The sequence below is a fragment of the Azospirillum brasilense genome, from assembly GCF_022023855.1.
GTDB lineage: Bacteria > Pseudomonadota > Alphaproteobacteria > Azospirillales > Azospirillaceae > Azospirillum > Azospirillum brasilense_F.
In genome coordinates this window covers 581,350-605,155 of record NZ_CP059450.1, presented here as the reverse complement: position 1 = coordinate 605,155, position 23,806 = coordinate 581,350, and the positions used below count along the sequence as shown (strand labels likewise).

Sequence of the window (23,806 nt, the reverse complement as noted above, 5' to 3'; positions counted from 1 at the left end):
GTTGCGACCAGCCATACCTTATCGCTGCAGGGGGCGGGCTTCTAACAAGGGGCCCCAAAAAACACTGAAGAAGGGGGCGACATAAAATGTCTGAAAAAAGCCAAAATGTGCAGGACGTGTTCCTCAACCACGTCCGCAAGAACAAGACTCCCGTAACCGTGTTCCTTGTGAACGGTGTTAAACTTCAGGGAATCATCACCTGGTTCGACAACTTCTCGGTTCTGCTGCGGCGCGATGCGCATTCGCAGCTCGTCTACAAGCACGCCATCTCCACCGTGATGCCTGCGCATCCGATCCAACTCTTCGAGCCGCCCAAGGAAGGTGAAAACGTCTGATTTTTCGACCAATGGCAATGGCCGGACGCCTGATGCCTCCGGCCGCGCCATCGTGGTCCACCCCGTCCTCCGCAATGAGGCGGACGGGGTCCTGCGCCATCCCGAATCCTGCCTGGACGAGGCGGTGGGCCTTGCCCGCGCCATCGATCTGGAGGTCGTGCACGCCGAATGCGCGCGGGTGAACCGCCCGCAGCCTTCGATCCTTCTCGGGTCGGGGACGGTGGAGCATTTTGCCCAGATCGTGGAGGAGACGGAGGCATCCCTCGTCATCCTCGACCACGCGCTGTCGCCGGTGCAGCAGCGCAATCTGGAAAAGGCCCTCAAGGTCAAGGTCATCGACCGCACCGGCCTGATCCTGGAGATCTTCGGCGCCCGCGCCCGCACGCGCGAAGGCATGCTCCAGGTCGAGCTGGCCGCCCTGACCTACCAGAAGTCGCGCCTCGTCCGCTCCTGGACCCACCTGGAACGCCAGCGCGGCGGCTTCGGCTTCCTCGGCGGCCCCGGTGAATCCCAGCTTGAGATGGACCGCCGGTTGATCGGCGACCGCATCGTCAAGATCAAGAAGGAGTTGGAGGAGGTCCGCCGCACCCGCGGTCTGCACCGCAAGGCGCGCGCCAAGGTGCCGTACCCCGTGGTGGCTCTGGTCGGCTACACCAACGCCGGCAAGTCGACGCTGTTCAACCGGCTGGCCAACGCCGACGTCTTCGCCAAGGACCTGCTGTTCGCCACGCTGGACCCGACGATGCGTCAGGTGACCCTGCCGTCCGGGCGCAAGGTGATCCTGTCGGACACGGTGGGCTTCATCTCCGACCTGCCGCACGGCCTCGTCGCCGCCTTCCGCGCCACGCTGGAGGAGGTCGACGCCGCCGACATCATCCTGCATGTCCGCGATGTCTCCCACCAGGACAGCGAGGCCCAGAAGGCCGACGTGCACGAGGTCATGAGCGATATGGGCATCGACCCGGACGCCGACGACCGCGTGATCGAGGTGCTGAACAAGATCGACGCGCTGGACGAGGAATCCCGCGAGGCGATCCTGGCCCAGACGGCCCGCAACCCGCGCGCCGTCGCGGTGTCCGCCCTGTCGGGGGCGGGGATCGCGGATCTCGACCGGCTGCTCGACCAGCGGATGAACGCCCACCGCCATGTGGTGGACCTGTCCGTGGAGTTGGGGGACGGGGCGGCGCTCGCGTGGCTCTATGAAAAAGGTGAGGTGCTGGAGCGGCGGGATGATGAGGTCCAGGCCCACATCCAGGTGGCCATCGACCCGGCGGATCTGGCCCGTTTCGAGAAGCGGTTCGTGCACGGCTGATCTTTCGCCATAAAGGAAGCGGGCGCGTCATAATTCGTTCGTGCACATGCGACGACATGACGCGCCCGATTTCAGCCCCGTCCTACGACGTCCGAGGTGTAGCCTTTTCCCAACGCGCCCCCGATATTTGAGCCGGGGAGCCGATGGGTTATCCCCGGGAGGAGGCCCGCCTATGCGTTTGCAGACCGATCCAACACACTTTTCGATCACCGCCTTCCTGGCCGATCAGGTGACCCTGGTCGCCCGGCAGGAGCAATTGTCGCCCGGTGCCGCGGTGCTGCGCATCCAGGAACTGTCGCGCGACAACGCCGGTCGCGCCCGTCTTCTGGAAATCATCAGTGACGCCTGGCGCAAGGAAACCAACCCGACGGAAAGCAGCAAGATCGCCGCCCTGCGGTCCGAACTGGCCGCCTGGGCGCTGCACGCCACCCCGAGCGACAGCCTGCCGCGCTCCTGACGGAGGCGGGGGGTGCCGGGACAAGGATTTGTCCGTGGCTATGCAGCGGGCAGGACGCCATAATGGCGGCTCGGCCCGCTTCTTCTTTTGTCCGGATTCCCTTGCGCGTCCCGATCGCTCTCCTGTCCCTGGCGTTTCTGGCCTTCGCGGGCACCGCCGCAGCCGTCGAACGGGTGTTGCCACCGGGATTCGTGGAGGAGCCGCCGGTCGCTCCGGAAGATCCCCTGCCGCCGGAGCCTGCGGAGTTTCCTCCCGCCCCCTTCAGCCCACTGGTCGTGGCGCCGGACCCGAAGGAACTGCTGAAGGCCTGCAAGGAAGCCACCTTCACCGACTGCTTCCGCCTGTGGCGTCCGCCCCCGCCGCCGCCCAAGGAGGAGACGCGGGAAGCGCGCGACGTGCCGCAGCCCCCGCCCGATCCGAGCGCGCCGCGCAAGCCGCCGGAACCCGGCCCGCTGACCGGCACGCCGCCCGCCCCGAACCCCGCGGCCGATCAGGCCACCTATGACGCGCTGGTCAAAGCGTTGAAAGACAGTGGTTTGGACGGCAAAGTCATGCTGCCGGAACCGCCGAAGGATGGCGGAACGGTTCTGAGACTCGATCCCCGATCCAACAAAGCGGTACCGAAACCGTGACGAATTTTCCGATTCCTGACGTCGACCGCGTCTCCGCGATCATCCGCGAGGTCGCGGAGAGCGAGATTCTTCCCTATTTCCGCGATCTGGCGAACGCCGGCATCCGCGAGAAGACCGGGCCGGCCGATCTCGTAACCCTGGCCGACGAAGCGGGCGAACGCGCCTTGACGCCGCGCTTGCTGGACCTGCTTCCCGGCAGCACGGTGGTGGGGGAGGAGGCCGTCTCCGAGGACAAGTCCCTGCTCGACCGCATCCATGGCGACGCGCCGGTCTGGATCATCGACCCGATCGACGGCACGCTGAACTTCGCGAACGGGCGCCCGCTCTTCGCCGTGATCATCGCCTTGGCCTGCCGCGGCGAGACGCTGGCCGGCTGGATCTACGACCCGTGCGACGGGCGCATCGCCACGGCGGTGAAAGGGCAGGGCGCCCACCTGAACGGCAAGCGCGTCACGGTCGCCTCGGCGGTCCCCCTGACCGAGATGACCGGAGCGCTGTCGACGCGATTCTGCGCCGAGGATCTCGGGCGACAGTTGGATGAGCGCGGCCGCTCCCTGGGTCCCCGCGTCTGCCTGTCCAGCGCCGCGCAGGAGTATCTGCGCTTGCTCGACGGCCGGGCGCAATTCTCGATGTATCATCGCCTGATGCCGTGGGATCACGCGGCAGGTGTTCTGCTCCACGCGGAGGCCGGCGGCTACAGCGCGCTGTTCGACGGCTCGCCCTATCGTCCGACCGTCCTCAACGGTGGGGTGATGCTGACCCCCGACCGTGCGAGTTGGGAGGCGATGCACCGGCATCTGTTCGGCTAAGGCGGGGGCGCACCGGACTACCGCACACGTCCTGCGGTGGGGACCGGATTCGGCGGGAACTCCGCGGGCACAGCGGCCTTATAGTGCCAGGATGCCGGAAACGGCTGCCGTGAGCCTTGCGGAGCGCCCGAACATGAAGGCCATTGCCCTGAAGCGCGTGCTGTTGGTGGCGTCATTGCTGGCGCCCGCGGCTTGCGCGGAGCGGATCGCCGATTGTCAGCGCGCTGGCGGGACGGCGCTGGCCGCCGGTGAGGCGCGATGTTCCACAGACACCGATACCGCGGATGTCGCTTTGGAGCATGAAGAGGTTCGCGCAATCGACGCCGAGCCGGTGCTCAGCGTGGCGCCGCCGCAGCGCCGGAAGGCGCGGCCCGTCACGCATGCGCATTCCATGGAGTGAAATGGCCCGCGGTCTCGCGGAACCCGCCATCGCCAACATGTGTTGGACCAACGCAACAACGGCGGGTGATCCATGCAAACGGCCAATATCCACGATCCCTTGAGCATCGAGAGCGTCTATCCACGAAGCGCCTTCGACAACGATGCGCGGCAGAACGCGCGGGACAAGGAGGCGGTGGAGCATGGCGTGATGATCCTGTCGATGCCGGACGCCGACGGCAATTTCTCGCTGAAGCCCTCCCAACGTCATGTCGGAGAGCCGGACACGACAACCCATTCGATTTTTCTGTCGCCGACGCTGGAGAGCTCTGAGTATGGAGCGCTCATTCCAAGCGACACCGGCTATGACGGGGCGATCGAACAGTCGGAGGCTCCCAAGACCTCCGGCGATCCTTACCGGTCCTTCGTGGAATCGCTGATTCAGGCCGCCCGTGACGCGGATTTCCCACCGCCGCCGCCCGCCGAGAGCCTGAAGGGATTTCGCGGAGGCTGAAGCATCGAAGAATGGAGGGAGGCCAAACGCCCCCTCCTCACCTCTCCGATTATATTTTCCATAATCTAACTTATGTGATCTCATTGACTGACGGAGCCTGCCTTCTTTTCTCACGGCAATGGGTCGGATAAGGTCGCTGTCCCGTCCCATCCCGCTGCCGAAGAAGACCTTCCCATGGCCCGCAACATCGACCGCCTGATCGACGTCATGGCCCGCCTGCGCGACCCCAAGGGCGGATGCCCGTGGGATCTGGAGCAGACCTACGCCACCATCGCGCCGCACACGATCGAAGAAGCCTACGAGGTGGCCGACGCCATTGAGAAAGGCGACATGCCGGCGCTGCGCGAGGAGTTGGGCGACCTGCTCTTCCAAGTGGTCTATTACAGCCAGATGGCCCGCGAAGAGAATCTGTTCGACTTCGACGAGGTCGCCGGCGTCATCGCCGACAAGATGATCCGACGCCACCCGCACGTCTTCGGCGCCGAGGAGGTCAAGGGCGCCGACATGCAGACCTCGCGCTGGGAGGACCACAAGGCCGCAGAGCGCGCCGCCAAGGCCGCCGAGGAAGGCCGCGCCCCGTCCGCCCTGGAGGGCGTGATCGCCGGCCTCCCCGCCCTCACCCGCGCCTTGAAGCTGCAGAACCGGGCCGCCCGCGTCGGCTTCGACTGGACCGACGCGCGGGATATCCTCGACAAGATCGAGGAGGAGGTCCGCGAGTTGCGGCATGAGATGGACAGCGGCTCCGCCCCGGATCGGGTGGCCGATGAGTTGGGCGACCTGCTCTTCGCGCTGGTCAACCTCGCCCGCCGCCTGAAGGTCGAGCCGGAATCGGCGCTGCGCGGCACCAACGCCAAGTTCGAACGCCGTTTCCACCGCATCGAGGCGCTGCTGTCCGAACAGGGCCGCACGCCCAAGGAGGCCACGCTGGACGAGATGGAGGCCTTCTGGCAGCAGGCCAAGCGCGAGGAGCGCGGCGAGTCCTGAACCGCTGTCACTTCGCGGCGCTGGTCTCCAGCAGGGCCAGCAGGCCGGCCAGCAGATCGGTCGGCCGCGGCGGACAGCCGGGAATGCGCAGGTCGACCGGAAGCACCTCCTCCACCGGGCCGACGCAGGCGTAGCCGCCGGCGAACAGCCCACCGCTGACCGCGCAGTCGCCGCAGGCCACCAGCCATTTCGGGCCCGGTGTGGCGTCCCAGGTGCGGATCAGCGCCTCGCGCATGTTGCGGGCGACCGGGCCGGTGACCAGCAGGACGTCGGCATGCCGCGGCGAGGCGACGAAGCGGATGCCGAACCGTTCCAGATCGTAGATCGGATTGTTCAGGGCGTGGATTTCCAGCTCGCAGCCGTTGCAGGACCCCGCATCGACCTCGCGGATCGACAGGCTGCGGCCCAGCCGGGCCTTGGCGGCCTTGTCCAGCTTTCCGGCCAGTTCCGCCAAAGCCGGATCGGCGGGGGCCGGAGCGGCTTCGGTGACCGGGCCGCCGGTCAGGGAGGTCAGGATGTGCTTCAGCATCGGCGGCCTCCTTACAGGTCGTGTCCCGCGTAGGAACAGTTGAACGACTTGTTGCACAGCGGGAAGTCGGCAACGATGTTGCCGCCGATGGCCGCCTCCAGCAACGGCCACTGGAACCAGGACGGGTCGCGCGGGTGGCAGCGGGTGACGGCGCCCTCCCCGTCCAGCCGCACCCAGGTCAGAATCTCGCCGCGGAAGGACTCCACCAGGGCCATGCCTTCCCCGCCCCGGCCAGCCTCCAGCGGGACCGATGGGTGGTCGAGGCCACGCGAGATCGCCGGCAGGCGGGCCACGATCTGCTCGATCAGCGACAGGGACTGCTCCACCTCGCGGATGCGGACCCAGACGCGGGCGTTCACGTCGCCCTCGGTCAGCACCGGCACCTCGAAAGCGAGTTCGTCGTAGGGCGCATAACCGGGGCTCCGGCGGGCGTCCTGGTCGCGGCCGGAGGCCCGCCCGACATGGCCGCCGGCGCCGAAGCGGGTGACCAGCTCCGTGGACACGAACCCGGTGGTGACCGTGCGGTCCTGCAAGGACGCCTTACCGTCGTAGATGGCGACCAGCGGCGGGAAGCGCCGCCGCAGCTCCGCCACCAGCTCCAGCAGCAGGCCCGTCCCGCGCTCCGGCAGGTCGGCGGCGACGCCGCCGGGGATGACCCGGTCCATCATCAGACGATGCCCGAAGCAGGAATCCGCGGTGCGCAGCACCCGCTCCCGCAACTGGCTGGTCTGGGCCAGCATGAAGGCGAAGGCGGCGTCGTTGCAGATGGCCCCGATGTCGCCCAGATGGTTGGCGATCCGCTCCAGCTCGGCCATCAGGGCGCGCAGCCATACCGCCCGCGCCGGCACCTCGATCCCCAGCGCCGCCTCGACCGCGCGGGCGAAGGCGAGGCTGTGCGCCACCGTCGCGTCGCCGGAGATTCGGGCGGCCAACCTCGCCGCCTCCGCCACCGGCCTGCCCTGCATCAGCCCTTCCACCCCGCGGTGGACGTAGCCGAGCCGCTCCTCCAGCCGGACGACGGTCTCGCCGTTGGCGGTGAAGCGGAAATGGCCGGGCTCGATGATGCCGGCATGGACGGGGCCGACCGGAATCTGGTGCAGCCCGTCGCCTTCCACCGGCAGGAAGGTGTAGGGGCCGGGGTTGGGCACCGGGGCCGCCGGTTGTTCGGACAGAGGACGGCGCACGCCCCAAGCGTCGTGGTCCAGCCAGGGGCGCGGGTCGGTCGTGCGCTCAGCCACCAAGCCATAGAGGTCGTGGGCGGCGCGCTCCAGCCGGTTCGCAGCGGGGCGCACGGCGCTCAGGCTGGGGAAACGGCCTTGCGGGCAGTCGAGGCTGACCACCGCGACGTCGCCGGAGAAATCCTCGCGGAAGGCGGCGTGGACCGCTTTCGGTTCCCCCCACAGGCCGAGCAGGCTCCAGCCGTTGCCCGCCAGCCCCTTGATCAGGCGCAGCCAGCCGTCACGGCCCAGCCGGTAACGCGGCCAGGGCTGGTGCCCCTCCACCGGCGTGCCGATGCGGTTCAACAGGCCGAACAGCGGTTCTTCCCCGTACATGCCGCCTCCCCTACCCCAGCAGCGCCGCGACGGTCTGGAACCACGCGACCAGCGGTCCTGGCAGCCAGACCCCCGCCACCAGAACCAGCGCCAGATGCGCGTAGAGCGGAACCAGCGTGCCCTGCACCGGCACCGATGCCACCGGGACGCCGCTGCCCTCTACCGTGCCAGGCGCGCCGAAGCACAATTGCTGGACCCGCAGCACCAGCGCCCCGAAGGCGACCAGGATGCCAACGACCAGCGGCAGGGCCAGCAGCGGTTCCCGCGCGAAGGTGCTGGTGACCAGCAGGAATTCGCTCATGAAGACGCCGAAGGGCGGCAGGCCGGCGATGGCCACCACCCCGGCCAGCAGGCCCCAGCCGAGCGCCGGATGGCTGACCGTCAGACCGGAAATACGCTCGATCCGCTGCGTGCCCGTCACCTGAACGGCGTGGCCAACCGCGTAGAAGATGGCCGACTTGGTCAGGCTGTGCATGGCCATGTGCAGCAGCCCGGCGAAATTGGCGAGCGGCCCGCCCATGCCGAAGGCGAAGGTGATGATGCCCATATGCTCGATGGAACTGTAGGCGAAGAAGCGCTTCACGTCGCGCCGCCGGTAGAGCATCAGCCCGGCCAGCAGCAGCGAGGCCAGCCCCATGGCGATCATCAGCGGCCCCGGCGCGATGGCCTGCCCGTTCGCCGCCAGCAGCATCTTGAAGCGCAGCACGGCGTAGAGCGCCACGTTGAGCAGCAGGCCCGACAGCACGGCAGAAATTGGCGTCGGCCCTTCCGCATGGGCGTCCGGCAGCCAGGCGTGCAGCGGCGCCAGCCCGACCTTGGTGCCGTAGCCGATCAGCAGGAAGACGAAGGCGAGATTGAGGATCGCCGGGCTGATCTTGGCGACATGGTCCATCAGCTCCGTCCAGGTCATCGCCGCCATGCCCGGCCCCATCACCGGCTGGGCGGCCATGTACATCAGGATGGTGCCGAACAGGGCGAGCGCGATGCCGACGCCGCACAGGATGAAGTACTTCCACGCCGCCTCGATGCTGGCGGCGGTGCGGTACAGGCTGACCATCAGGACGGTGGTCAGCGTCGCCCCCTCCACCGCCACCCACATGACGCCCAAGTTGTTGGCCGACAGGGCCAGCAGCATGGTGAACATGAAGGCCTGGTACATGGCGTGGTAGAAGCGCAGCTTGCGCTCGTCGAGCTTCCCAACCGCGATCTCGTGCGCGATATAGCCGGCGGAAAAGACGCTGGTGGTCAGCCCGACGAAGGCGGTCAGAGCGATCAGGTAGATGTTGAAGGCGTCGACCACGAACAGCGCCCCGCTCGACGGCTCCAGCCCGAACAGGACCAGAGACGCCAGCAGCGTGACGGCGGAGAAGCCGATGTTCAGCCGTGCGCCCAGCCGGTAGCCAGGAACCAGGGCGAGGACGGCGGCGCCGATCAGCGGGGTGGCGACGATGACGGCGACGGCGCTCAATCGCTTTCCCCCCGGAAGCTCTCGATCTTCTGCATGTCGAGCGTGTCGAACCGCTCGCGGATGTGGAACAGGAAGATGCCGAAGATGATGAAGGCCACCATGACGGAGAAGGCCACCGACATCTCGACCACCAGCGGCATGCCGGCGACCCCGACCGCCGCCAGGATCAGCCCATTCTCAATGGACATGAAGCCGACGACCTGGCTGACCGCGTTGCGCCGGGAAATCATCATCAGCAGGCCGAGCAGGACGACCGACAGCGACAGCGCCAGATTCTCGCGCGTCAGGGCGGTCGCGTCCGCCGTCACCGGCAGAACCAGCAGGATCGACAGGGTGACCAGAGACACGCCGGCCACCATGGTCAGCCCGATGCCCAGCGCTGGCTCGATGGTGCGGTGGATCTTCATTTTCACGACGATGCGGTGCAGCGCCACCGGGATCAGGATGGCCTTGAGAACCAGCGTCAGGAGGGCGGTGATGTAGAGGTGCGGCTCCCCGTGGGAATAGGCCTGCCACGCCGCCGTCGCGGTCAGGGCGAGCGCCTGCATGGTGAAGACGTTGAGCAGGGAGAACAGCCGGCGCTGATAGAGCAGAGCGAAGCTCATCAGCAGGACGACGGCCCCCAGCATGTGCGCGGCGTCATAACCCAAGTCGCTCACCTCACACCCCCCGCGACACGTAGAGGAAGATCGCGCCGAGCAGGCTCAGCAGCAGGGCGCCGCCGAGGAACTCGCCGACCCGGAAGACGCGCATCTTGGCGATGGAGGTCTCGAACAGCGCCAGCAGCGTTCCACCGACGGCCAACTTCGCCACGAAGACCAGCATTCCCCCCAGTGCCGCGGCCACGCCGGACCCGGCGGTCGCCATGCCCCAGGGCGCGAAGACGCAGGCAATCAGCGCCATGTAGAGCAGCAGCTTGAGCATGCTCGCCGCCTCGACCAAGGCGAGATGGCGGCCGGAATATTCCAGCACCATGGCCTCGTGGACCATGGTCAGCTCCAGATGCGTGGCCGGGTTGTCGATGGGGATGCGCGCGTTCTCGGCGATCGCCACCATGACCAGCGCAATCAGCGCCAGGGCCAGGGAGATGCGCAGCCCGACCGCACCGGCCATCATGAAATCGGCGATCTCCGCCAGCGAGGTGCTGCGGACCAGGATCGCCACCGAGAAGACGATCATCAGCATCGCCGGCTCCGCAAGCGCCGCGATCATCATCTCGCGCGACGAGCCGATGCCGCCGAAGCTCGTCCCCGTGTCCATCCCGGCGAGCGCCAAGAAGAAGCGGGCAGAGCCGAGCAAGGCGATCAGCGCAATCAGGTCTGCTGTCGGGGCGAGCGCCAGTTGCGTGGTGAAGACCGGCACCAGCCCCGCCGCCAGCCAGATCGCCGTGAACATCATGTAGGGCACGGAGCGGAACAGCCAGGACGCGTTGCGGGCCAGCACCACCTCCTTGCGCAGAAGCCGCAGCAGGTCGCGGAAGGGCTGGAGAACGGACGGCCCTTGCCGTCCGACCAGCCGCGCCTTGACCAGCCGCACCCAGCCGGTCAACAGCGGTGCCAGGGCCAGCACCAGCAGCATCTGCAGGATCTGATAGAGGGTGGCGAGCAGCAGCGTCATCGTTGCGTCACCGCCACCATCACCAGCAGCACGACCAGCGCCAGAAACATCAGGGTCAGGTAGCGGCGGATGGTCATGAACTGCAAGCGGTTGGCCTTCTCGGCCAGCCAGCCCACCGCGCGGGACAGCGGCTCGACCACCACGACCCAGGCCGGGTCGGTCCAGGTCACCGACAAGCGGGCGGGGCGCGTGTCGCCCGGTGCCGGCATGTCCACATGATCGCGGGCGCGGAACACCGTGCTGCCGAAGGCGCGGCGGATCGGCTGGCCGAAGCTGGACGCCGTGTATTGCGTGACCGCCGCCGGGTCCGGCCCGTCGAAGCCGCAGCCCCAGGGAATCGACCAGCGCACCCGGTCGCTCGCCTTGCGGTGGATGCCCAGCACCAGCACGACCGACAAAAGCGCGATCACCACCAGCATGATCAGGCCGTTGTAGGAGTTGCCGATGGCCGAGGTCGGAGCCAGCCAGAACCAGGGCTGGTAGGCGCGGCCGTCGAACGGCCCGGCCTCCACCAGCATGCGCAGCGCCGGCTCGAACAGGCGGATCAGCGGGGTCGGCAGGACGCCGAGAACAACACAGAGCACAGCCGGAACCGCCATGCCCAGCCGCATCGCCCGCCCGACCTCCACCGCCTCCGCGGCGGCGCGCGACCGCGGGCGGCCCAGGAAGGCAATGCCGTAGAGCCGCACGAAGCAGGCGCCGGCAAGCGCGGTGGCGAGCGCCAGGGCGGCACCGACCACGGCGATCTCGATCTTCAGCGACCATTCCGACAAAGCCGGGGCGTTCAGGATGGCCTGGAACAGCAGCCATTCCCCGACGAAGCCGTTCAGCGGCGGCAGGGCCGAGATCGCCGCGGCGCCGATCAGGGCGAGGACGGCGGTGGTCGGCATCCGGTGGATCAACCCGCCCAGCCGGTTCAGATCGCGCGACCCCGTGGCGGTCAGCATGGCGCCCGCCGCGAAGAACAGCAGGCTCTTGAACAGGGAGTGATTGACCACATGGAGCAGCGCCGCCGCCAGGGCGAGCGCCGCGATCACCGGCGTGTGGGCGGCCTTGAAGACCAGCGCCAGCCCCAGCGCGATGACGATGGCCCCGATGTTCTCCACCGTGGAATAGGCGAGCAGCCGCTTCACGTCGTCCTGCATCAGAGCGTAGAGCACGCCCATCACGGCGGTCAGCGCGCCGAATCCCATGGTCACGCCGCCCCACCACCACTCCGGCTCGCCCAGCAGATCGAACAGCACGCGGATCATCGCGTAGACGGCGACCTTGGTCATCACACCGGACATCAGGGCCGAGACGTGGCTGGGGGCCGCCGGATGGGCCAGCGGCAGCCAGACATGCAGCGGCACCAGCCCGGCCTTCGACCCCGCCCCCAGCAGGATCAGCACCACGACCAGCGCCGCGGCCCCCGCCGCCGGCGCGTGGGCGCGGATGGCGGCGAAGCTGTAGTCGCCGTGCGCCGTCGCCAGGACCCCGAAGGCCAGCAGCAGGCAGGCCGTCCCGAAGCTCGCCATGAGGAGGTAGAGGCGCGCGGCCTTGGGCGTGTCCGGCTCCCGATGGGTGGACAGCACGAGCAGCCAGGAGGCCAGCGACATGAACTCCCAGGACAGCAGGAAGGTGAAGGCGTCGGCGGCGATCAGCACCATGTTCATGCCCGCCAGGAACAGCGGGTAGAGCGGCAGGACCGGGCCATCCTGAGAGCCGCCCTGGAAAGTGCCGTGGGAGTCGTGGTGCGCCCGCTCGTACCCCCAGCCGAACAGGCTGGCGGTGATGCCGCCCAGATTGACGACGATCAGGAAGACGGCGGACAGCGCGTCGGCGCGCAGATGGGCCTGGATCCAGGGCAGCCCGACCGGCAGCACCAGCGCCGCGTCCGGCCCGCCCCCGGCCAGCCGGAGCGCCGCCCACAGCGCGATCAGCGCGCAGGCCGCAGCCGTTCCGCCATAGACCACCGTGGACGCCTGCGGCAGCCGCTTCGCCGCGGTGCCGACGATGGCCACTGCGAACAGGAAGGCGATTGCCGAAACGACCAGTCCCAAGGCAGCGAATCCGTTTGGATTAGACCCACAATCAGTAAGGATGTTTCTTCCAATGAACGCAAGGGGAAAAACTCTGTCGCGTTCATCTTGCGAGTGCGCGTGCTTTGGGCGACACGCGCACAGAAAAAAGGCGGCTCCCCAATTCGGGAGCCGCCGGAGTCTGTTCGGGAGGAAACGCAACCAAGTTGCAGGGGAAGATATGCGCCCGTTAAGGTTAACGACGCGTAAATCGTGCGCGGTTTTTCTTTAACTATACTTTTTCGCAAGAATCGGGCTCCGGATTCGCGCGTCCACTCCAGACCGGTCTTCCCGGCCTCTCCCAGATCGGCACTGGCCGGGAAGGCCCCCTTCGCGCTATAGGAGGCACCCTTCCCTTTCACCAGTCACCGGTCCTCCATGCCGTCCACGTCCATCAGCCAACGCATCGCCGACGAGCTTTCGGTCCGTGAATCCCAGGTCGCCTCGGCCGTCAAGCTGCTCGACGAAGGATCGACCGTCCCCTTCATCGCCCGTTACCGCAAGGAGGCCACGGGCGGGCTCGACGACACGCAGTTGCGCACGCTGGAGGAACGGCTGTCCTACCTGCGCGAGCTTGAAGACCGGCGGACGGCGATCCTGTCCTCGGTCCGCGAGCAGGACAAGCTGACGCCGGAGCTGGAGCTGCAGATCCGTCAGGCCGACACCAAGACGCGCCTGGAAGACCTCTACCTGCCCTACAAACCGAAGCGCCGCACCAAGGCGCAGATCGCCCGCGAGGCGGGGCTGGAGCCGCTGGCCGACCGGCTTCTCGCCGATCCGTCGCTCCAGCCGGACGCCGAGGCCGCCGGCTTCGTCAGCGCCGACAAGGGGGTGGCCGACGTCAAGGCGGCGCTGGACGGCGCCCGCCACATCCTGGTGGAGCGCTTCGGCGAGGACGCCGAACTGGTCGGCCGGCTGCGCGCCACCATGGCCGACAAGGGCGTGGTGACATCCAAGGTGATCGAGGAGAAGCGGGCCGAAGGAGCCAAGTTCTCCGATTATTTCGAGTTCGACGAGCCCTGGGCGAAGGTGCCTTCGCACCGCGCGCTGGCGCTGTTCCGCGGCCGGACGCAGGGCGTGCTGGACATCCGCCTGGATTTGCCGGTCGAGGAGGGACAGCCCCACCCGGCGGAGCGCACCATCGCCGCCCACACCGGCATCCGCGACCAGGGCCGCCCGGCCGACAAGTGGCTGTCCGACGTGGTGCGCTGGACCTGGAAGCTGAAGATCGGCCCGCATGTCGAGACCGACCTGATGGGCGACCTGCGGGAGCGCGCGGAGGACGAGGCCATCCGCGTCTTCGCCCGCAACCTGCATGACCTGCTGCTGGCCGCCCCGGCCGGCCCGCGCACGACCATCGGCCTCGACCCCGGCATCCGCACCGGCGTGAAGGTCGCCGTGGTCGACGCCACGGGCAAGCTGATCGACACCGCCACCGTCTACCCGCACCAGCCGAGGAACGACTGGGACGGCTCCATCGCCGCTATTGCCGCCCTGGCGGTGCGCCACAAGGCGGAGCTGATCTCCATCGGCAACGGCACGGCGAGCCGCGAGACGGACAAGCTGGTCGCCGACCTGTTCAAGCGCCACCCGGAGCTGAAGCTCACCAAGCTGGTGGTCAGCGAAGCCGGCGCGTCGGTCTACTCCGCCTCCGAGACCGCTGCGGCAGAGTTCCCGAAGCTGGACGTCAGCCTGCGCGGCGCCGTCTCCATCGCCCGCCGTCTTCAGGACCCGCTGGCCGAGCTGGTGAAGATCGAGCCGAAGTCCATCGGCGTCGGCCAGTACCAGCACGACGTGTCGGGCGGCAAACTCGCCCGCTCGCTGGACGCGGTGGTGGAGGATTGCGTGAACGCGGTCGGCGTGGACCTGAACACGGCGTCCGTTCCGTTGCTGACCCGCGTGTCCGGCCTGAACGAGACGATCGCCCGCAACATTGTGGAGCACCGCGACCGCAACGGCGCCTTCCGCTCGCGCAAGCAACTGCTCGACGTGGCGCGCCTCGGCCCGAAGACGTTCGAGCAGGCCGCCGGCTTCCTGCGCATCCGCGAGGGCGACAACCCGCTGGACACCTCCGCCGTCCACCCCGAGGCCTACCCGCTGGTCGAGCGCATCCTGAAGAAGACCGGCAAGGATCTCGGCAGCGTCATCGGCGACGCCCGCTTCCTGCGCGGACTGAACGCCGAGGACTTCACCGACGAGCGGTTCGGCGTGCCGACCATCGAGGACATCCTGAAGGAGCTTGAGAAGCCGGGCCGCGACCCGCGTCCGGAATTCAAGACCGCCACCTTCCAGGAGGGCGTCGAGGAGCTGAAGGACCTCCAGACCGGCATGGTTCTGGAAGGTGTGGTGACCAACGTCACCGCCTTCGGCGCCTTCGTGGACATCGGCGTGCACCAGGATGGGCTCGTCCACATCTCGCAGCTGTCCACCAGCTTCGTGAAGGACCCGCACACCGTCGTGAAGGCCGGCGACATCGTAAAGGTCAAGGTGATGGAGGTGGATATCCCGCGCAAGCGCATCGGCCTGACCATGCGCCTGACCGACGCCGCCCCGCGCCCCGAGCGTGGCCAAGGCCGTGCGGAAGGCCAGCGTGGCGACGACAAGCGCCGGGATGACCGCCGCGGCCCGCCGCCCGGCAAGGGCGGCTCCGCTCCGAAGCCGGCCCCCAAACCGGCGAAAGCGCCCGAGCCCATCAACAACGCCTTCGCCGAAGCCTTCGCGCGGGCACAGGCCGGAAAGAAGCGGTAAGGCTCAGCAAGCGTGGGGCGGGTGCCGGACACACTCTGGTAGTCTCCCCATGGACGGTTCGTGCGCCAAAGGCTAGTGTGCACCGACGCCAACCGCACATGCGCACATGCTCACTTCGGCAACCCGAATCGTCGGCCTGTACACGGGCCTCGCCACCGCCTGGGTGGTGGGGTCCGACCGCCTTTTGGACGCTGCCGGTCTGGGCGAGGTGGTGCTGATCCAGAACGTCAAGGGCACCGCCTTCGTCCTGTTCACCGCCCTGGCGCTGTGGGGTTTCCTGCGCCAGGAGTTCCAGCGCCGCACCCGGTCGGAGGACGCCTTGCGCTCCACGCTGGAGCGGCTGGCCCAGTCGGAGGCCGATCTCCGCTCGGTCATCGAAAAGCTGCCGGACGCCTTTTTCCGCACGGATCTCGATGGTCGGGTCAGCATGGCCTCCCCCCAGTTCGCGCGGGAGTTCGGGCTGAGACCCGAAACGGTGATCGGCACCCGCATCGCCGACCATTACGTGGAAGAGGACGGGCGCGCCAAGTTCCTGGCGGCGTTGGAGGAGGCGGGCGGCGAGGTCCGCGACCACCGCATGCCGATGCGGCGGCAGGACGGCACCACCTTCTGGATTTCCGCCAACGCCTACATCCGCCGCGATCCCGCCGGGCGTCCCATCGGGGTGGAGGGGATTGCCCGCAACACCACCGCCCAGCACCATCTGGAGGAGCGGCTGCGCTATCTGGCCGGGCACGACGCGCTGACGGGCTTGTGCAACCGCATCCGCTTTGAGGACCGATTGGAGCACGCCATCGCCCGCGCCAAGCGTGAGGACAAGAGCTTCGCCCTGCTCTTTCTCGACCTCGACGGGTTCAAGGAGGTCAACGACACCCACGGTCACCAGAAGGGCGACGAGGTTCTGGTGACCACCGCCCAGCGCCTGTCTGGCGCTCTGCGCAACAGCGACACCACCGCCCGCATCGGCGGCGACGAATTCGCCGTGCTGCTGGAGGGGGACATCTCCGTCGAGAACGCCCGGGCCGTGGCGGAAAAAGTCATCGACTCCATCGACCGGCCCCTGCCCGGCCTTGACCTGTCGGTGTCAGCCAGCGTGGGAATGGCCTTCTACCCGTCGGACGGCGCCGACGCCGGTGTTCTGCTGCGCTGTGCCGATCAGGCCATGTACCGCGCCAAGCGCCTGGGCAAGAACCGGCTTGAACTGGGCACCGCCTGAGCGGGACGGCCACCGCCAGAAGGGTTGGCCGTCAGGACGGCTTCGCCGCGTCCATCAGCAACCGAATGCCCAGCGCACCGATAACAGAGGCCGCCAGCCGGTCGATCCACGCCTTGGACCGCAGATAGGCGGCGCGGGGGCGGCCGGCGGAGAAAGCCACGGCGACGATGGCGTACCAACCTGTCTCGACCAAAAATACCGCGGGCGGCAGGGCCAGCAGAACCCAGGCCGGCGGCGAGGCCGGCAGAAGGGCCGCGAAGATGCTGGCGTAGACGATGGCGGTCTTCGGATTGCTGACCTGCGTCGCCAGACCGATCCCGAAGGAGTGCAAGGTGCTGTGGGAACTGGCGGCCCCATCCGGAACGCGGACAGGCTCCGCCGCCCCTCGCCAGATCCGCACCGCCAGATGAACGAGGTAAAGGCCGCCTGCGACTTTCAGGATCAGATAGAGCCACCCGACCTGGATCAGCAGGGCGTGCAGACCGAGGAGGGCCAAGGTGGCGAAGACCACACCGCCGGCCCCCATGCCGACGGCGGCGGCAACACCCGCGGCACGCGACACGGCGATAGAGGTGCGTGCCACCAGGACAAAGCTGGGGCCGGGGCTGATGGCGCCGATGGCCAAAGCGCCGAGAACGCTCAAAAGGGCAAGAACGGACCCATCCATGGCTGCGGCTCAGCTGTTCGGGAAAGCCGCAGTTTATGGATGGCAAACGGGATCGTCAGCCGACAAAATGGTCGCGGCGCCCTGCCCGCTCACTCCGCGGCCATCAGAAAGCTCGTTCCGTGGTGGGCGCGCGAAGGCAAGTCCGGCAGCCCAATCGTCCGCCCGACCTCCTCCCTCGTCGGCTGGCGCCGGTAGGTCTCCACATAGCGGTCGAGCGCGGCGAGGCACTCGGCGATCGAACCGGAACCGACCGCCCGGCAGTCCTCGAAGGCGTGCGGGTCGGGGCGGAACCAGTGGGTGATGTAGCCGTCCTCGGTCCCGTTCAGGGTGAGGGTCAGGGCGAAGCGTCCCTCATGCCCGATGCGGGCGTGGGCCGCGCGCAGCCGGGACTGGACCTCTTCAATGGTCATGGCGCGTGCATCCTTCTTAAACATCAGGCGGCCTTTCGATCACGCGGCGTTGCGGAGCAGCCGGTCTTCCAGGCTGCGCGCCCATTCGGCGTCGCGGGCCAGCGATTCGACCAGCAGGCGGGCCGGCCCGGCGGAGTCCGCCGGGGTGTCGGGGCGGAGCAGCCCGGCCAGCCGCAGAGCCAGCGATTCCGCCTCCGCCTCGACCCAGCGGGCATACTGCTTGCGGCGTTCCGCCTCGTTCCAATACCAGCGCGGAAGCTGGGGGTAGCTGCGCTCCATCTCGCCTTCCCAGGCGCTCATGCGGAACAGGCCGCTCGGGGAACGTTCAGTGGTGCTGCTTGCGGGTGTCATTCAGGGCTTCTCCCTTCCACGCCGCGGGAATGGCGTGGCTCAGGCGGCCTCCAGATCGCCGCCCTCTTCGTCTTGTTTCAGGATTTCCGCCTTCTTCTGGGCGAACAGGCTGGTGATGCGGTGCTGGGCCGTGCGGTCCACCGTGCCGATCTCGCGCAGGCGGGTGCCGGCGCCGGTGCGCCACAGCTCCTCCAGGTCGTCCAGGTCCAGACAGGCGCCGAGCCGCTTGCGGATCTCCTCCTCGAAGGCGGTGATGGCGGCGGGCTGCAGGTCCGGGTTGGACTTGGCGGCGTAGAAGGCCTCGGCCTCCTCCCGGTACTTGCTGTCGTCGAACTGGCCCATATGGACGTCCGCGGCGAGGCCGAGCTGGACGAGGCATTTGCCCACCGCGTCGGTCATCGACATCTTGAAGCACTCGTCGTCGGGCGCCTCAATGCCGTTGCGGCGGCGGACCATCTCCGTGCCGCCCCACTGCGGCCCGGTCCAGCATTTCTCCCCCGTCTCCGGGTCGAGGTACCAGACGCGGGCGCAGATGAAGATCATGCGCTCGGCGATGGTCCAATCCATCTGCTCATAGCCCCAGCCTTTGCCGACCGGGCCGAACACCTCGGTCATCATCATCAGGCGCCACGTCGGGTCGATCTGTGTGCCGCGGAAGCCGCCGGAGCGGGTGAATGGCTTGGTCGCCTTCGGGTCGGTCCGCTTCAGCCGGTTCCACAAATGCATGGGGTCCGGGGCGGCGGGGCCCACGGTGGCGGTCTGAGAACCCGCGATCTTCGGAGCGGCCGTGCTGACGGTCTTCTCGGTTTCGGCAACGGTATCGGTCTTGCTCATGCGTCCCATGGTCGTCGGGTTCCCCTTTTGGTCAGTAGCGTTCGTCTCTCCCCTCACCCCAGCCGCCGCTGAGCACAGCGTCCAAGCTCGGGTCAGGGGACGGATCGGCCGTGGCGGGCTGCCACGCTTCGGCGGTGTCGAGCGCCCGCCGGGGCGGCGCCCCGTAGCGCAGCGACAGGCGTCCCTCGCGGTCGCGGGCGAGGTACAGGCCGCGGCCCGGTTCCTCCCCCGCCACAAAGGCGATGCGCGCGTCGGCGGGCATCAGCGCCTTCAGGGCAGCCTCCGCCTCGCGGACGGCAAGCGCGGCGGCGCGGCGGTCGACCAGCTCCGCGGCCAGGGCGACGAAGCGGTTGTGCCGGGCCATGTCCACCACCCGCCGGGTCTCGTAGGCCGGGGCGTCAGCGGGCAACGGATCGCCGGGCTCCACGTCGTTGGCGACGTGCCACCAGAAGGCGTCCAGAGTCTCCATCAACCGCCCGCAATCAGCCTCCCGCCGCGGCACGCGGACGAGCGCGTGGCCGGTTGGCCGCAGGATGGACAGCATCGCCCGGTCCAGCCCGGTAACCACCAGCTGGTGCTGGACCTGCCAGTGGTAGCGCTGGGCCAGTTCCGCATCCGTCTGGAAACCACCGGTGAATTTCGCCTCCACCAGCGTGTCCGGCGCACCGGCATCCGTGTCGCCCTCCCAGGTCAGGAAATCCGGGTGGGCGACCATCCAGTCATGCTCCGGATGGACCCAGGTCCGTTCCGCCGGCACGCAGGGAAGGCCAGTGGCCTTCTCCACGAAGCGCGGGTGAAGATGTTCGGTCGCGATGCCGATCTGCACCGCGGCGACGAGGTCCAGGTCAGCCGGTGCCGACCGCCCCGTCTTCTCGCGCCACAGGCTCAACCAGTCGCCCGCCATGATGCGGGTGGCGTCGGAAGACCCGATACGCCCTGCCCGCGCGGCGCGCTGCGCGTCCGTAATCGCCATTCCCCTGCCGGCCCCCAGCCGTTTCTCCGCGTCTCTGGCTTCGAGTCGATGCGTCTTCGCAGCGTCATCGTCGTTAACCATAAACCGTATCGTGAATATGGGCTGCGAACACGCAGGATTCAAGAACAAAAAGAGAACCTGCGGCTTAGCCGTAGGATCGAATCTTCGAATCTTTTCAAAAAACTAAGTAGAATGTAGCGCAGCCGCGGTCCCGCTGTGACCGAATCGGGCGACTCGGCACAGATGGTTATGGATTCGTGGGGTCAAAGGGGGTTGTGGAAAAGAATTTCACCGCCGAAATCGGCGGCTTTTCTTGCAGATTCCCGCCAAATACGCGCGATCAGGCGCGCAGGCAACGCGTGATGTGAACCGCGACCCCCGCGACGTTGGCGCGCTCAATGGGCGTCGGTTGGCAACCGGGGTCGGTGCTGACCGGCAGCAGATGGGGTGGGAAGAAGCGGTATCCGCACACCGTTCCGTCGCCCACCGTCACCACCACGTCACCGGCCTGCGGGGCCAGCACATCCAACGGTTCCAGCACCACGCAGTCGTCCGGCAGGACGCCGGCCGCGTTCAGGCTGGAAGAGGCGATGGTCAGCGCGAAGGCGCGGCGCGAGGCCGGCCGGTCCACGGCGATGCCACGCGCACCGCTCGTCAAAGCCGCGGCGATGAAGGCTTCCCCGGCCCTCCGCCCCAATTCCAGAAAGTCCCGCACCTGCTCGACCGACAACAACGGCACCCGTGCCACGGCTTGGTAGGCGGCATCATCGAGGAAGCGTGGCTCGGAGCCGGCGACGCGAGCCAAGCGGCCCAGGGTTTCCGCGCTGGGAACGCTGCCCCGCGCCGGGTCGCGCAGGAAGCGGGTGATGTTGGTCGGCGTGACCTCGGCCAGCCGCGCCCAGGCCCCGGCACTCCAGCCCTGGGCCTCCATCACGCCGGTCATCCAGCGCAGGATCGCCCGCCGTGTGTCGTCCATGCCGCCGTCCTCCCCGCCGAAAGAGCGCCCTTATATGAGAGAACGTTGGAGGAACGCGCAAGGTTTCTTCGCTTATGTCGCAATTTCGCCGAGGATGCGCTGCGATTTCGCAGTATCGCATTGGACTCCCCTTCCCTCCGGCTGCGCCCTTTCCCCACCCATTGCGCCGTGCTGTGCGCGCCGCCATCTGGAGGGCGCGAAACCACATCCGGAGGAACCGATGATCGTCACCAGCACGGACACCGTCGAAGGCCGTCCCGTCACCCAATATCTCGGCATGGTCGCGGGCGAGGCGATCCTGGGCGTGAACATGTTCCGCGACCTGTTCTCCGGCATCCGCGACATCGTCGGCGGCCGGGCCGGCGGTTACCAGAACGCGTTGCGCGACGCCCGCGAGGCCGCCTTCGCCGATCTCCAGGACGCCGCGCGGGCGCTGGGCGCCGACGCCATCGTCGGCGTGGACATCGATTACGAGGTGCTGGGCAAGGAGAACGGCATGCTGATGGTCTCCATCAACGGAACCGCCGTCCGGCTGGGCTGAGTTCCCCCAACCGTTTAGGCCGATTGCCCGCCTGGACGGGCGGGCGCGCCCCCTTACACTCCCTCCCCGCATCGATAGGGACTTGAGAAACGGGAGGGACGACATGCGTTCTCTGGCGAAACGGCTCGGCGGCCTGGTTCTGGCCGCCGGGTTCTTCTGCGCGACGCCGGTCCTGGCCTTTGAGGGCCTCGTGGAGAAGAAGGTGTTCGAGATGCCGTCCTACACCACGGTGGGCGGCGGCACGATCAAGAACGTCCGGATCGGCTGGGAAAGCTACGGCAAGCTGAACGACGCCAAGGACAACGTCATCCTCGTCACCCATTTCTTCAGCGGCAACAGCCACGCCGCCGGGAAGTATAAAATGGAGGACCCGGCCCCTGGCTATTGGGACTCCATCATCGGGCCGGGCAAGCCGCTGGACACCGACAAATACTTCATCATCAGTTCCGACACGCTGGTGAACCTGTCGCCGAAGGATCCGACTGTCATCACCACCGGCCCGGCCAGCGTCAATCCCGACACCGGCAAGCCCTACGGCATGAGTTTCCCGGTCGTCACCATCCGCGATTTTGTCAATGTACAGAGAGCGTTGCTGGACAGTCTTAATGTAAGATCCCTGCACGCGGTGATGGGCGGATCCATGGGGTCGCTCCAGGCGCTGGAATGGGGGGCTTCCCATCCGGAGATGGTCAAGCGCGTCGTCGCGGTGATCGGCGGGGCCGAGGCCGATCCCTTCCTGATCGGCTGGCTGAACCTGTGGGCCGCCCCCATCCGCGTCGATCCGAACTGGCAGGGCGGCGATTACTATGGCAAGGCGGAGCCCAAGGCCGGACTGACCGAGGCGCTGAAACTGGTGACCCTGCACGCCCGCCATTGGAAATGGGCCGATGCCACCTTCGGCCGCGGCTGGGCGGAGGAAGGCAAGGACCCCGCCGCCAGCATGAACAACCAGTACGCCATCGAAGCGTGGCTGGACAAGGCGGCGGCGGCCCGCGCCGCGGTCAGCGACGCCAACCACTTCCTGTATCTGGTGAAGGCCAACCAGACCTTCCTGGTGGGCGGCGGCGGGGCGCTGGACGAAGGGCTGGCGAAGATCAAGGCGCCGGTGCTGCTGATCCCCTCCGCCGACGATCTTGTCTTCCCGCCGGAGCGCGCCATGCGTCCTCTGAAGGAGCGGCTCGAAAAGCAGGGCGTCGCAGTCACCTACACTGACGCGATCACCACCAGCCTCGGCCACCTCGACGGCATCGCCAACATCGCGAAGGCCGGCGACACCATATCGGCGTTCATGGCGAAGTAGCAGACTCCGTGGCCCCGCCTGGTGAGAATCGCCGGACGGGGCCTTCTTCAGCCTTTCCTCAGGGGCCGACGTAATGCGGCATCAGCTTGGCCTGATCGCCGACATAGACGTTGCACCGGCTGTCCTGGCCGTCGAAAAAATACACCTGACCGGTCTTCCGCTTGTTCTGCGGGTCCGACAGGTTCGCTCCACCGGAAAAGGCGACGCCGTAACGCTTGTCTGGCGTCCGCGCCCAGTAGAAGCCGTCCATCTCCTGCCCGAAGGCACCGCGCTGGCACAGGCGCGACAAGGCGGCGTCGTAGCGTGTGAGCCCGTCCAGCCCCTTCGGCAGGTTGTAGACCGCCTGGCTGCGCACAGAGCGCGTGCGGGGCGGAATGACCTCCGGGGGAAGGAATGAACGATTCAAGGCGCGCAGATGGCCGGGATCGCTCCGCTCGACCCGCATCGGGTCTGCCGCCGCGGACCCAGCCAGCAGCACGAGCAACAGCGAAACGGCAGCGATGACCTTCATGGGCTGGGCGGTGGAAGGGCCAAGGACGGTAGGACTATAGCACGGACTGCGCGCCGGTGAGGAGCGGTCGCCGACCGATGAGCCGATTCAAGCTGATAAAACCGTTTTTTCTCATATGATTGAGAGCGATTCCTCATCCTTTCTACCAATAAGATGGGACACTCCTGTTCTTAAAGTTATACTTTATAAACTTCCCTCAGGAGGTTGTTTTGAAACGGTTTTCATATCCGTTCTCCCTTGCCGTCCAGATAGCGGGTGATCGTCGCCAGGAAGTCCTTCGGTTGGATCGGCTTGGGCACATGCCCGTCGAACCCGGCACTGGAAAAGCGCAGCATGTCCGTGGGTGTGGACAGATTGGTGACGGCAACGACCGGCGTGCGCACCAACGCCCGGTCGGCGCGGATCATCCGCACCAGCTCAACGCCGGACAGGCCGGGCATCACCACGTCCATGATCACCAGATCGGGTTTCAACGCGCGCATCAAGTCGAGCACGGCCCGCGGATCGTCCGTCTCCACCACGCGGTGTCCGCCCTCCTCCAGGCAACGGACCAACAGCTTGCGCATCAGCGCGTTGTCATCAACGACGAGGATGGTCCGTGTCCTGTCCGAAGAATGAGCGTCCATGGATT

General features: G+C 67.5%; 26 protein-coding genes. 12 read left to right on the top strand and 14 right to left on the bottom strand.

Going from position 1 to position 23,806, the window contains the following annotated elements; genetic code table 11:
* Window positions 1-86: 86 nt before the first annotated feature.
* The 8 genes from hfq (at window position 87) to mazG (ending at window position 5,421) form a co-directional block, all read left to right on the top strand.
* Window positions 87-335, top strand: coding sequence for an RNA chaperone Hfq (gene hfq, locus H1Q64_RS16155; RefSeq protein ID WP_035675971.1), 249 nt, complete (start codon window positions 87-89; stop codon window positions 333-335).
* Between the two features lie 52 nt (window positions 336-387).
* Window positions 388-1,647 carry a GTPase HflX gene (hflX, locus tag H1Q64_RS16150; RefSeq protein WP_114860140.1) on the top strand — a complete coding sequence of 420 codons (1,260 nt, stop codon included), beginning with the start codon at window positions 388-390 and terminating at the stop codon, window positions 1,645-1,647.
* Between the two features lie 172 nt (window positions 1,648-1,819).
* A complete protein-coding gene (locus H1Q64_RS16145) occupies window positions 1,820-2,104 on the top strand; it encodes a hypothetical protein (RefSeq protein ID WP_035675976.1) in 285 nt (94 codons plus the stop codon).
* Between the two features lie 101 nt (window positions 2,105-2,205).
* On the top strand, window positions 2,206-2,736 hold the full coding sequence (locus tag H1Q64_RS16140; RefSeq protein WP_237906169.1) for a hypothetical protein: 531 nt from the start codon (window positions 2,206-2,208) through the stop codon (window positions 2,734-2,736).
* Entirely contained in the window at window positions 2,733-3,545 is an 813-nt protein-coding gene (locus H1Q64_RS16135; RefSeq protein WP_237906168.1) for an inositol monophosphatase family protein, read from the top strand. Before H1Q64_RS16140 ends, H1Q64_RS16135 begins: the two co-directional genes overlap by 4 nt.
* Before the next feature lie 133 nt (window positions 3,546-3,678).
* A complete protein-coding gene (locus H1Q64_RS16130; RefSeq protein ID WP_237906167.1) occupies window positions 3,679-3,945 on the top strand; it encodes a hypothetical protein in 267 nt (88 codons plus the stop codon).
* Between the two features lie 72 nt (window positions 3,946-4,017).
* A complete protein-coding gene (locus H1Q64_RS16125) occupies window positions 4,018-4,437 on the top strand; it encodes a hypothetical protein (protein WP_237906166.1) in 420 nt (139 codons plus the stop codon).
* Window positions 4,438-4,611: 174 nt separating this feature from the next.
* Complete coding sequence (gene mazG, locus H1Q64_RS16120; RefSeq protein ID WP_237906165.1) at window positions 4,612-5,421, top strand: nucleoside triphosphate pyrophosphohydrolase; 810 nt, start codon at window positions 4,612-4,614, stop codon at window positions 5,419-5,421.
* Between the two features lie 7 nt (window positions 5,422-5,428).
* Here the strand turns inward: mazG and H1Q64_RS16115 are convergent, their stop codons facing one another.
* From H1Q64_RS16115 to hyfB, 6 genes are read right to left on the bottom strand one after another with little or no spacing between them, the layout of a single operon-like run.
* Window positions 5,429-5,950, bottom strand: coding sequence for an NADH-quinone oxidoreductase subunit B family protein (locus H1Q64_RS16115; protein WP_200474663.1), 522 nt, complete (start codon window positions 5,948-5,950; stop codon window positions 5,429-5,431).
* Between the two features lie 11 nt (window positions 5,951-5,961).
* Window positions 5,962-7,503: a nickel-dependent hydrogenase large subunit gene (locus tag H1Q64_RS16110; protein WP_237906164.1), complete on the bottom strand. Its 1,542-nt coding sequence runs from the start codon at window positions 7,501-7,503 to the stop codon at window positions 5,962-5,964.
* A gap of 10 nt (window positions 7,504-7,513) precedes the next feature.
* The gene (locus H1Q64_RS16105; protein WP_237906163.1) at window positions 7,514-8,971 is read right to left on the bottom strand and encodes a hydrogenase 4 subunit F; all 1,458 of its coding nucleotides are present in this window, start codon (window positions 8,969-8,971) and stop codon (window positions 7,514-7,516) included.
* A complete protein-coding gene (locus H1Q64_RS16100; RefSeq protein WP_094302513.1) occupies window positions 8,968-9,630 on the bottom strand; it encodes a hydrogenase-4 component E in 663 nt (220 codons plus the stop codon). The genes H1Q64_RS16105 and H1Q64_RS16100 overlap by 4 nt, the downstream gene beginning before the upstream one ends.
* A 1-nt stretch (window position 9,631) precedes the next feature.
* Complete coding sequence (locus tag H1Q64_RS16095) at window positions 9,632-10,588, bottom strand: respiratory chain complex I subunit 1 family protein (protein WP_237906162.1); 957 nt, start codon at window positions 10,586-10,588, stop codon at window positions 9,632-9,634.
* Complete coding sequence (gene hyfB / locus H1Q64_RS16090; protein WP_237906161.1) at window positions 10,585-12,630, bottom strand: hydrogenase 4 subunit B; 2,046 nt, start codon at window positions 12,628-12,630, stop codon at window positions 10,585-10,587. The genes H1Q64_RS16095 and hyfB overlap by 4 nt, the downstream gene beginning before the upstream one ends.
* A 396-nt stretch (window positions 12,631-13,026) precedes the next feature.
* Here hyfB and H1Q64_RS16085 point away from each other — a divergent pair, with 396 nt between their 5' ends.
* Together H1Q64_RS16085 and H1Q64_RS16080 are read left to right on the top strand one after the other, a co-directional pair.
* Window positions 13,027-15,396, top strand: a complete 2,370-nt coding sequence (locus H1Q64_RS16085) for a Tex family protein (protein WP_237906160.1) — start codon at window positions 13,027-13,029, stop codon at window positions 15,394-15,396.
* 106 nt (window positions 15,397-15,502) lie between these two features.
* Entirely contained in the window at window positions 15,503-16,612 is a 1,110-nt protein-coding gene (locus H1Q64_RS16080; protein WP_237906159.1) for a diguanylate cyclase domain-containing protein, read from the top strand.
* 31 nt (window positions 16,613-16,643) lie between these two features.
* On the opposite strand, the gene H1Q64_RS16075 is transcribed toward H1Q64_RS16080, so the two are convergent.
* From H1Q64_RS16075 to H1Q64_RS16050, 6 genes are all read right to left on the bottom strand, one after another.
* Window positions 16,644-17,279 carry a LysE family translocator gene (locus H1Q64_RS16075; RefSeq protein ID WP_237906158.1) on the bottom strand — a complete coding sequence of 212 codons (636 nt, stop codon included), beginning with the start codon at window positions 17,277-17,279 and terminating at the stop codon, window positions 16,644-16,646.
* A gap of 89 nt (window positions 17,280-17,368) precedes the next feature.
* Window positions 17,369-17,689 (bottom strand): hypothetical protein, encoded by a 321-nt coding sequence (locus tag H1Q64_RS16070; RefSeq protein WP_237906157.1) that lies wholly within the window; start codon window positions 17,687-17,689, stop codon window positions 17,369-17,371.
* A gap of 39 nt (window positions 17,690-17,728) precedes the next feature.
* A complete protein-coding gene (locus H1Q64_RS16065) occupies window positions 17,729-18,040 on the bottom strand; it encodes a hypothetical protein (protein ID WP_041812243.1) in 312 nt (103 codons plus the stop codon).
* A 39-nt stretch (window positions 18,041-18,079) separates the two neighbouring features.
* Complete coding sequence (locus H1Q64_RS16060; RefSeq protein ID WP_237906156.1) at window positions 18,080-18,874, bottom strand: hypothetical protein; 795 nt, start codon at window positions 18,872-18,874, stop codon at window positions 18,080-18,082.
* A 31-nt stretch (window positions 18,875-18,905) separates the two neighbouring features.
* Window positions 18,906-19,847, bottom strand: a complete 942-nt coding sequence (locus tag H1Q64_RS16055; protein ID WP_237906155.1) for a YqaJ viral recombinase family protein — start codon at window positions 19,845-19,847, stop codon at window positions 18,906-18,908.
* A gap of 340 nt (window positions 19,848-20,187) precedes the next feature.
* Entirely contained in the window at window positions 20,188-20,823 is a 636-nt protein-coding gene (locus tag H1Q64_RS16050) for an XRE family transcriptional regulator (protein ID WP_237906154.1), read from the bottom strand.
* A gap of 220 nt (window positions 20,824-21,043) precedes the next feature.
* On the opposite strand from H1Q64_RS16050, the gene H1Q64_RS16045 reads away from it, so the two are divergent.
* On the top strand, window positions 21,044-21,364 hold the full coding sequence (locus tag H1Q64_RS16045; protein ID WP_014197078.1) for a heavy metal-binding domain-containing protein: 321 nt from the start codon (window positions 21,044-21,046) through the stop codon (window positions 21,362-21,364).
* 103 nt (window positions 21,365-21,467) lie between these two features.
* On the top strand, window positions 21,468-22,664 hold the full coding sequence (locus H1Q64_RS16040) for an E22 family MetX-like putative esterase (RefSeq protein WP_237906153.1): 1,197 nt from the start codon (window positions 21,468-21,470) through the stop codon (window positions 22,662-22,664).
* Window positions 22,665-22,722: 58 nt separating this feature from the next.
* Here the strand turns inward: H1Q64_RS16040 and H1Q64_RS16035 are convergent, their stop codons facing one another.
* Together H1Q64_RS16035 and H1Q64_RS16030 are read right to left on the bottom strand one after the other, a co-directional pair.
* Window positions 22,723-23,175, bottom strand: coding sequence for a hypothetical protein (locus H1Q64_RS16035; protein WP_237906152.1), 453 nt, complete (start codon window positions 23,173-23,175; stop codon window positions 22,723-22,725).
* 221 nt (window positions 23,176-23,396) lie between these two features.
* Window positions 23,397-23,801: a response regulator gene (locus H1Q64_RS16030; RefSeq protein ID WP_237906151.1), complete on the bottom strand. Its 405-nt coding sequence runs from the start codon at window positions 23,799-23,801 to the stop codon at window positions 23,397-23,399.
* Between the last annotated feature and the right edge of the window lie 5 nt (window positions 23,802-23,806).

Excerpts from the sequence above, each read along its gene's own strand:
- H1Q64_RS16055 (WP_237906155.1), bottom strand. The coding sequence starts at position 19,847 with ATGGCGATTACGGACGCGCAGCGCGCCGCGCGGGCAGGGCGTATCGGG.
- H1Q64_RS16115 (WP_200474663.1), bottom strand. The coding sequence starts at position 5,950 with ATGCTGAAGCACATCCTGACCTCCCTGACCGGCGGCCCGGTCACCGAA.
- H1Q64_RS16080 (WP_237906159.1), top strand. The coding sequence starts at position 15,503 with ATGCTCACTTCGGCAACCCGAATCGTCGGCCTGTACACGGGCCTCGCC.
- H1Q64_RS16045 (WP_014197078.1), top strand. The coding sequence starts at position 21,044 with ATGATCGTCACCAGCACGGACACCGTCGAAGGCCGTCCCGTCACCCAA.
- H1Q64_RS16075 (WP_237906158.1), bottom strand. The coding sequence starts at position 17,279 with ATGGATGGGTCCGTTCTTGCCCTTTTGAGCGTTCTCGGCGCTTTGGCC.
- hfq (WP_035675971.1), top strand. The coding sequence starts at position 87 with ATGTCTGAAAAAAGCCAAAATGTGCAGGACGTGTTCCTCAACCACGTC.
- H1Q64_RS16050 (WP_237906154.1), bottom strand. The coding sequence starts at position 20,823 with ATGGACGACACACGGCGGGCGATCCTGCGCTGGATGACCGGCGTGATG.
- H1Q64_RS16070 (WP_237906157.1), bottom strand. The coding sequence starts at position 17,689 with ATGACCATTGAAGAGGTCCAGTCCCGGCTGCGCGCGGCCCACGCCCGC.
- H1Q64_RS16130 (WP_237906167.1), top strand. The coding sequence starts at position 3,679 with ATGAAGGCCATTGCCCTGAAGCGCGTGCTGTTGGTGGCGTCATTGCTG.
- H1Q64_RS16085 (WP_237906160.1), top strand. The coding sequence starts at position 13,027 with ATGCCGTCCACGTCCATCAGCCAACGCATCGCCGACGAGCTTTCGGTC.
- mazG (WP_237906165.1), top strand. The coding sequence starts at position 4,612 with ATGGCCCGCAACATCGACCGCCTGATCGACGTCATGGCCCGCCTGCGC.
- H1Q64_RS16035 (WP_237906152.1), bottom strand. The coding sequence starts at position 23,175 with ATGAAGGTCATCGCTGCCGTTTCGCTGTTGCTCGTGCTGCTGGCTGGG.
- H1Q64_RS16125 (WP_237906166.1), top strand. The coding sequence starts at position 4,018 with ATGCAAACGGCCAATATCCACGATCCCTTGAGCATCGAGAGCGTCTAT.
- H1Q64_RS16040 (WP_237906153.1), top strand. The coding sequence starts at position 21,468 with ATGCGTTCTCTGGCGAAACGGCTCGGCGGCCTGGTTCTGGCCGCCGGG.
- H1Q64_RS16030 (WP_237906151.1), bottom strand. The coding sequence starts at position 23,801 with ATGGACGCTCATTCTTCGGACAGGACACGGACCATCCTCGTCGTTGAT.
- H1Q64_RS16060 (WP_237906156.1), bottom strand. The coding sequence starts at position 18,874 with ATGAGCAAGACCGATACCGTTGCCGAAACCGAGAAGACCGTCAGCACG.
- H1Q64_RS16065 (WP_041812243.1), bottom strand. The coding sequence starts at position 18,040 with ATGACACCCGCAAGCAGCACCACTGAACGTTCCCCGAGCGGCCTGTTC.
- H1Q64_RS16145 (WP_035675976.1), top strand. The coding sequence starts at position 1,820 with ATGCGTTTGCAGACCGATCCAACACACTTTTCGATCACCGCCTTCCTG.
- H1Q64_RS16110 (WP_237906164.1), bottom strand. The coding sequence starts at position 7,503 with ATGTACGGGGAAGAACCGCTGTTCGGCCTGTTGAACCGCATCGGCACG.
- H1Q64_RS16095 (WP_237906162.1), bottom strand. The coding sequence starts at position 10,588 with ATGACGCTGCTGCTCGCCACCCTCTATCAGATCCTGCAGATGCTGCTG.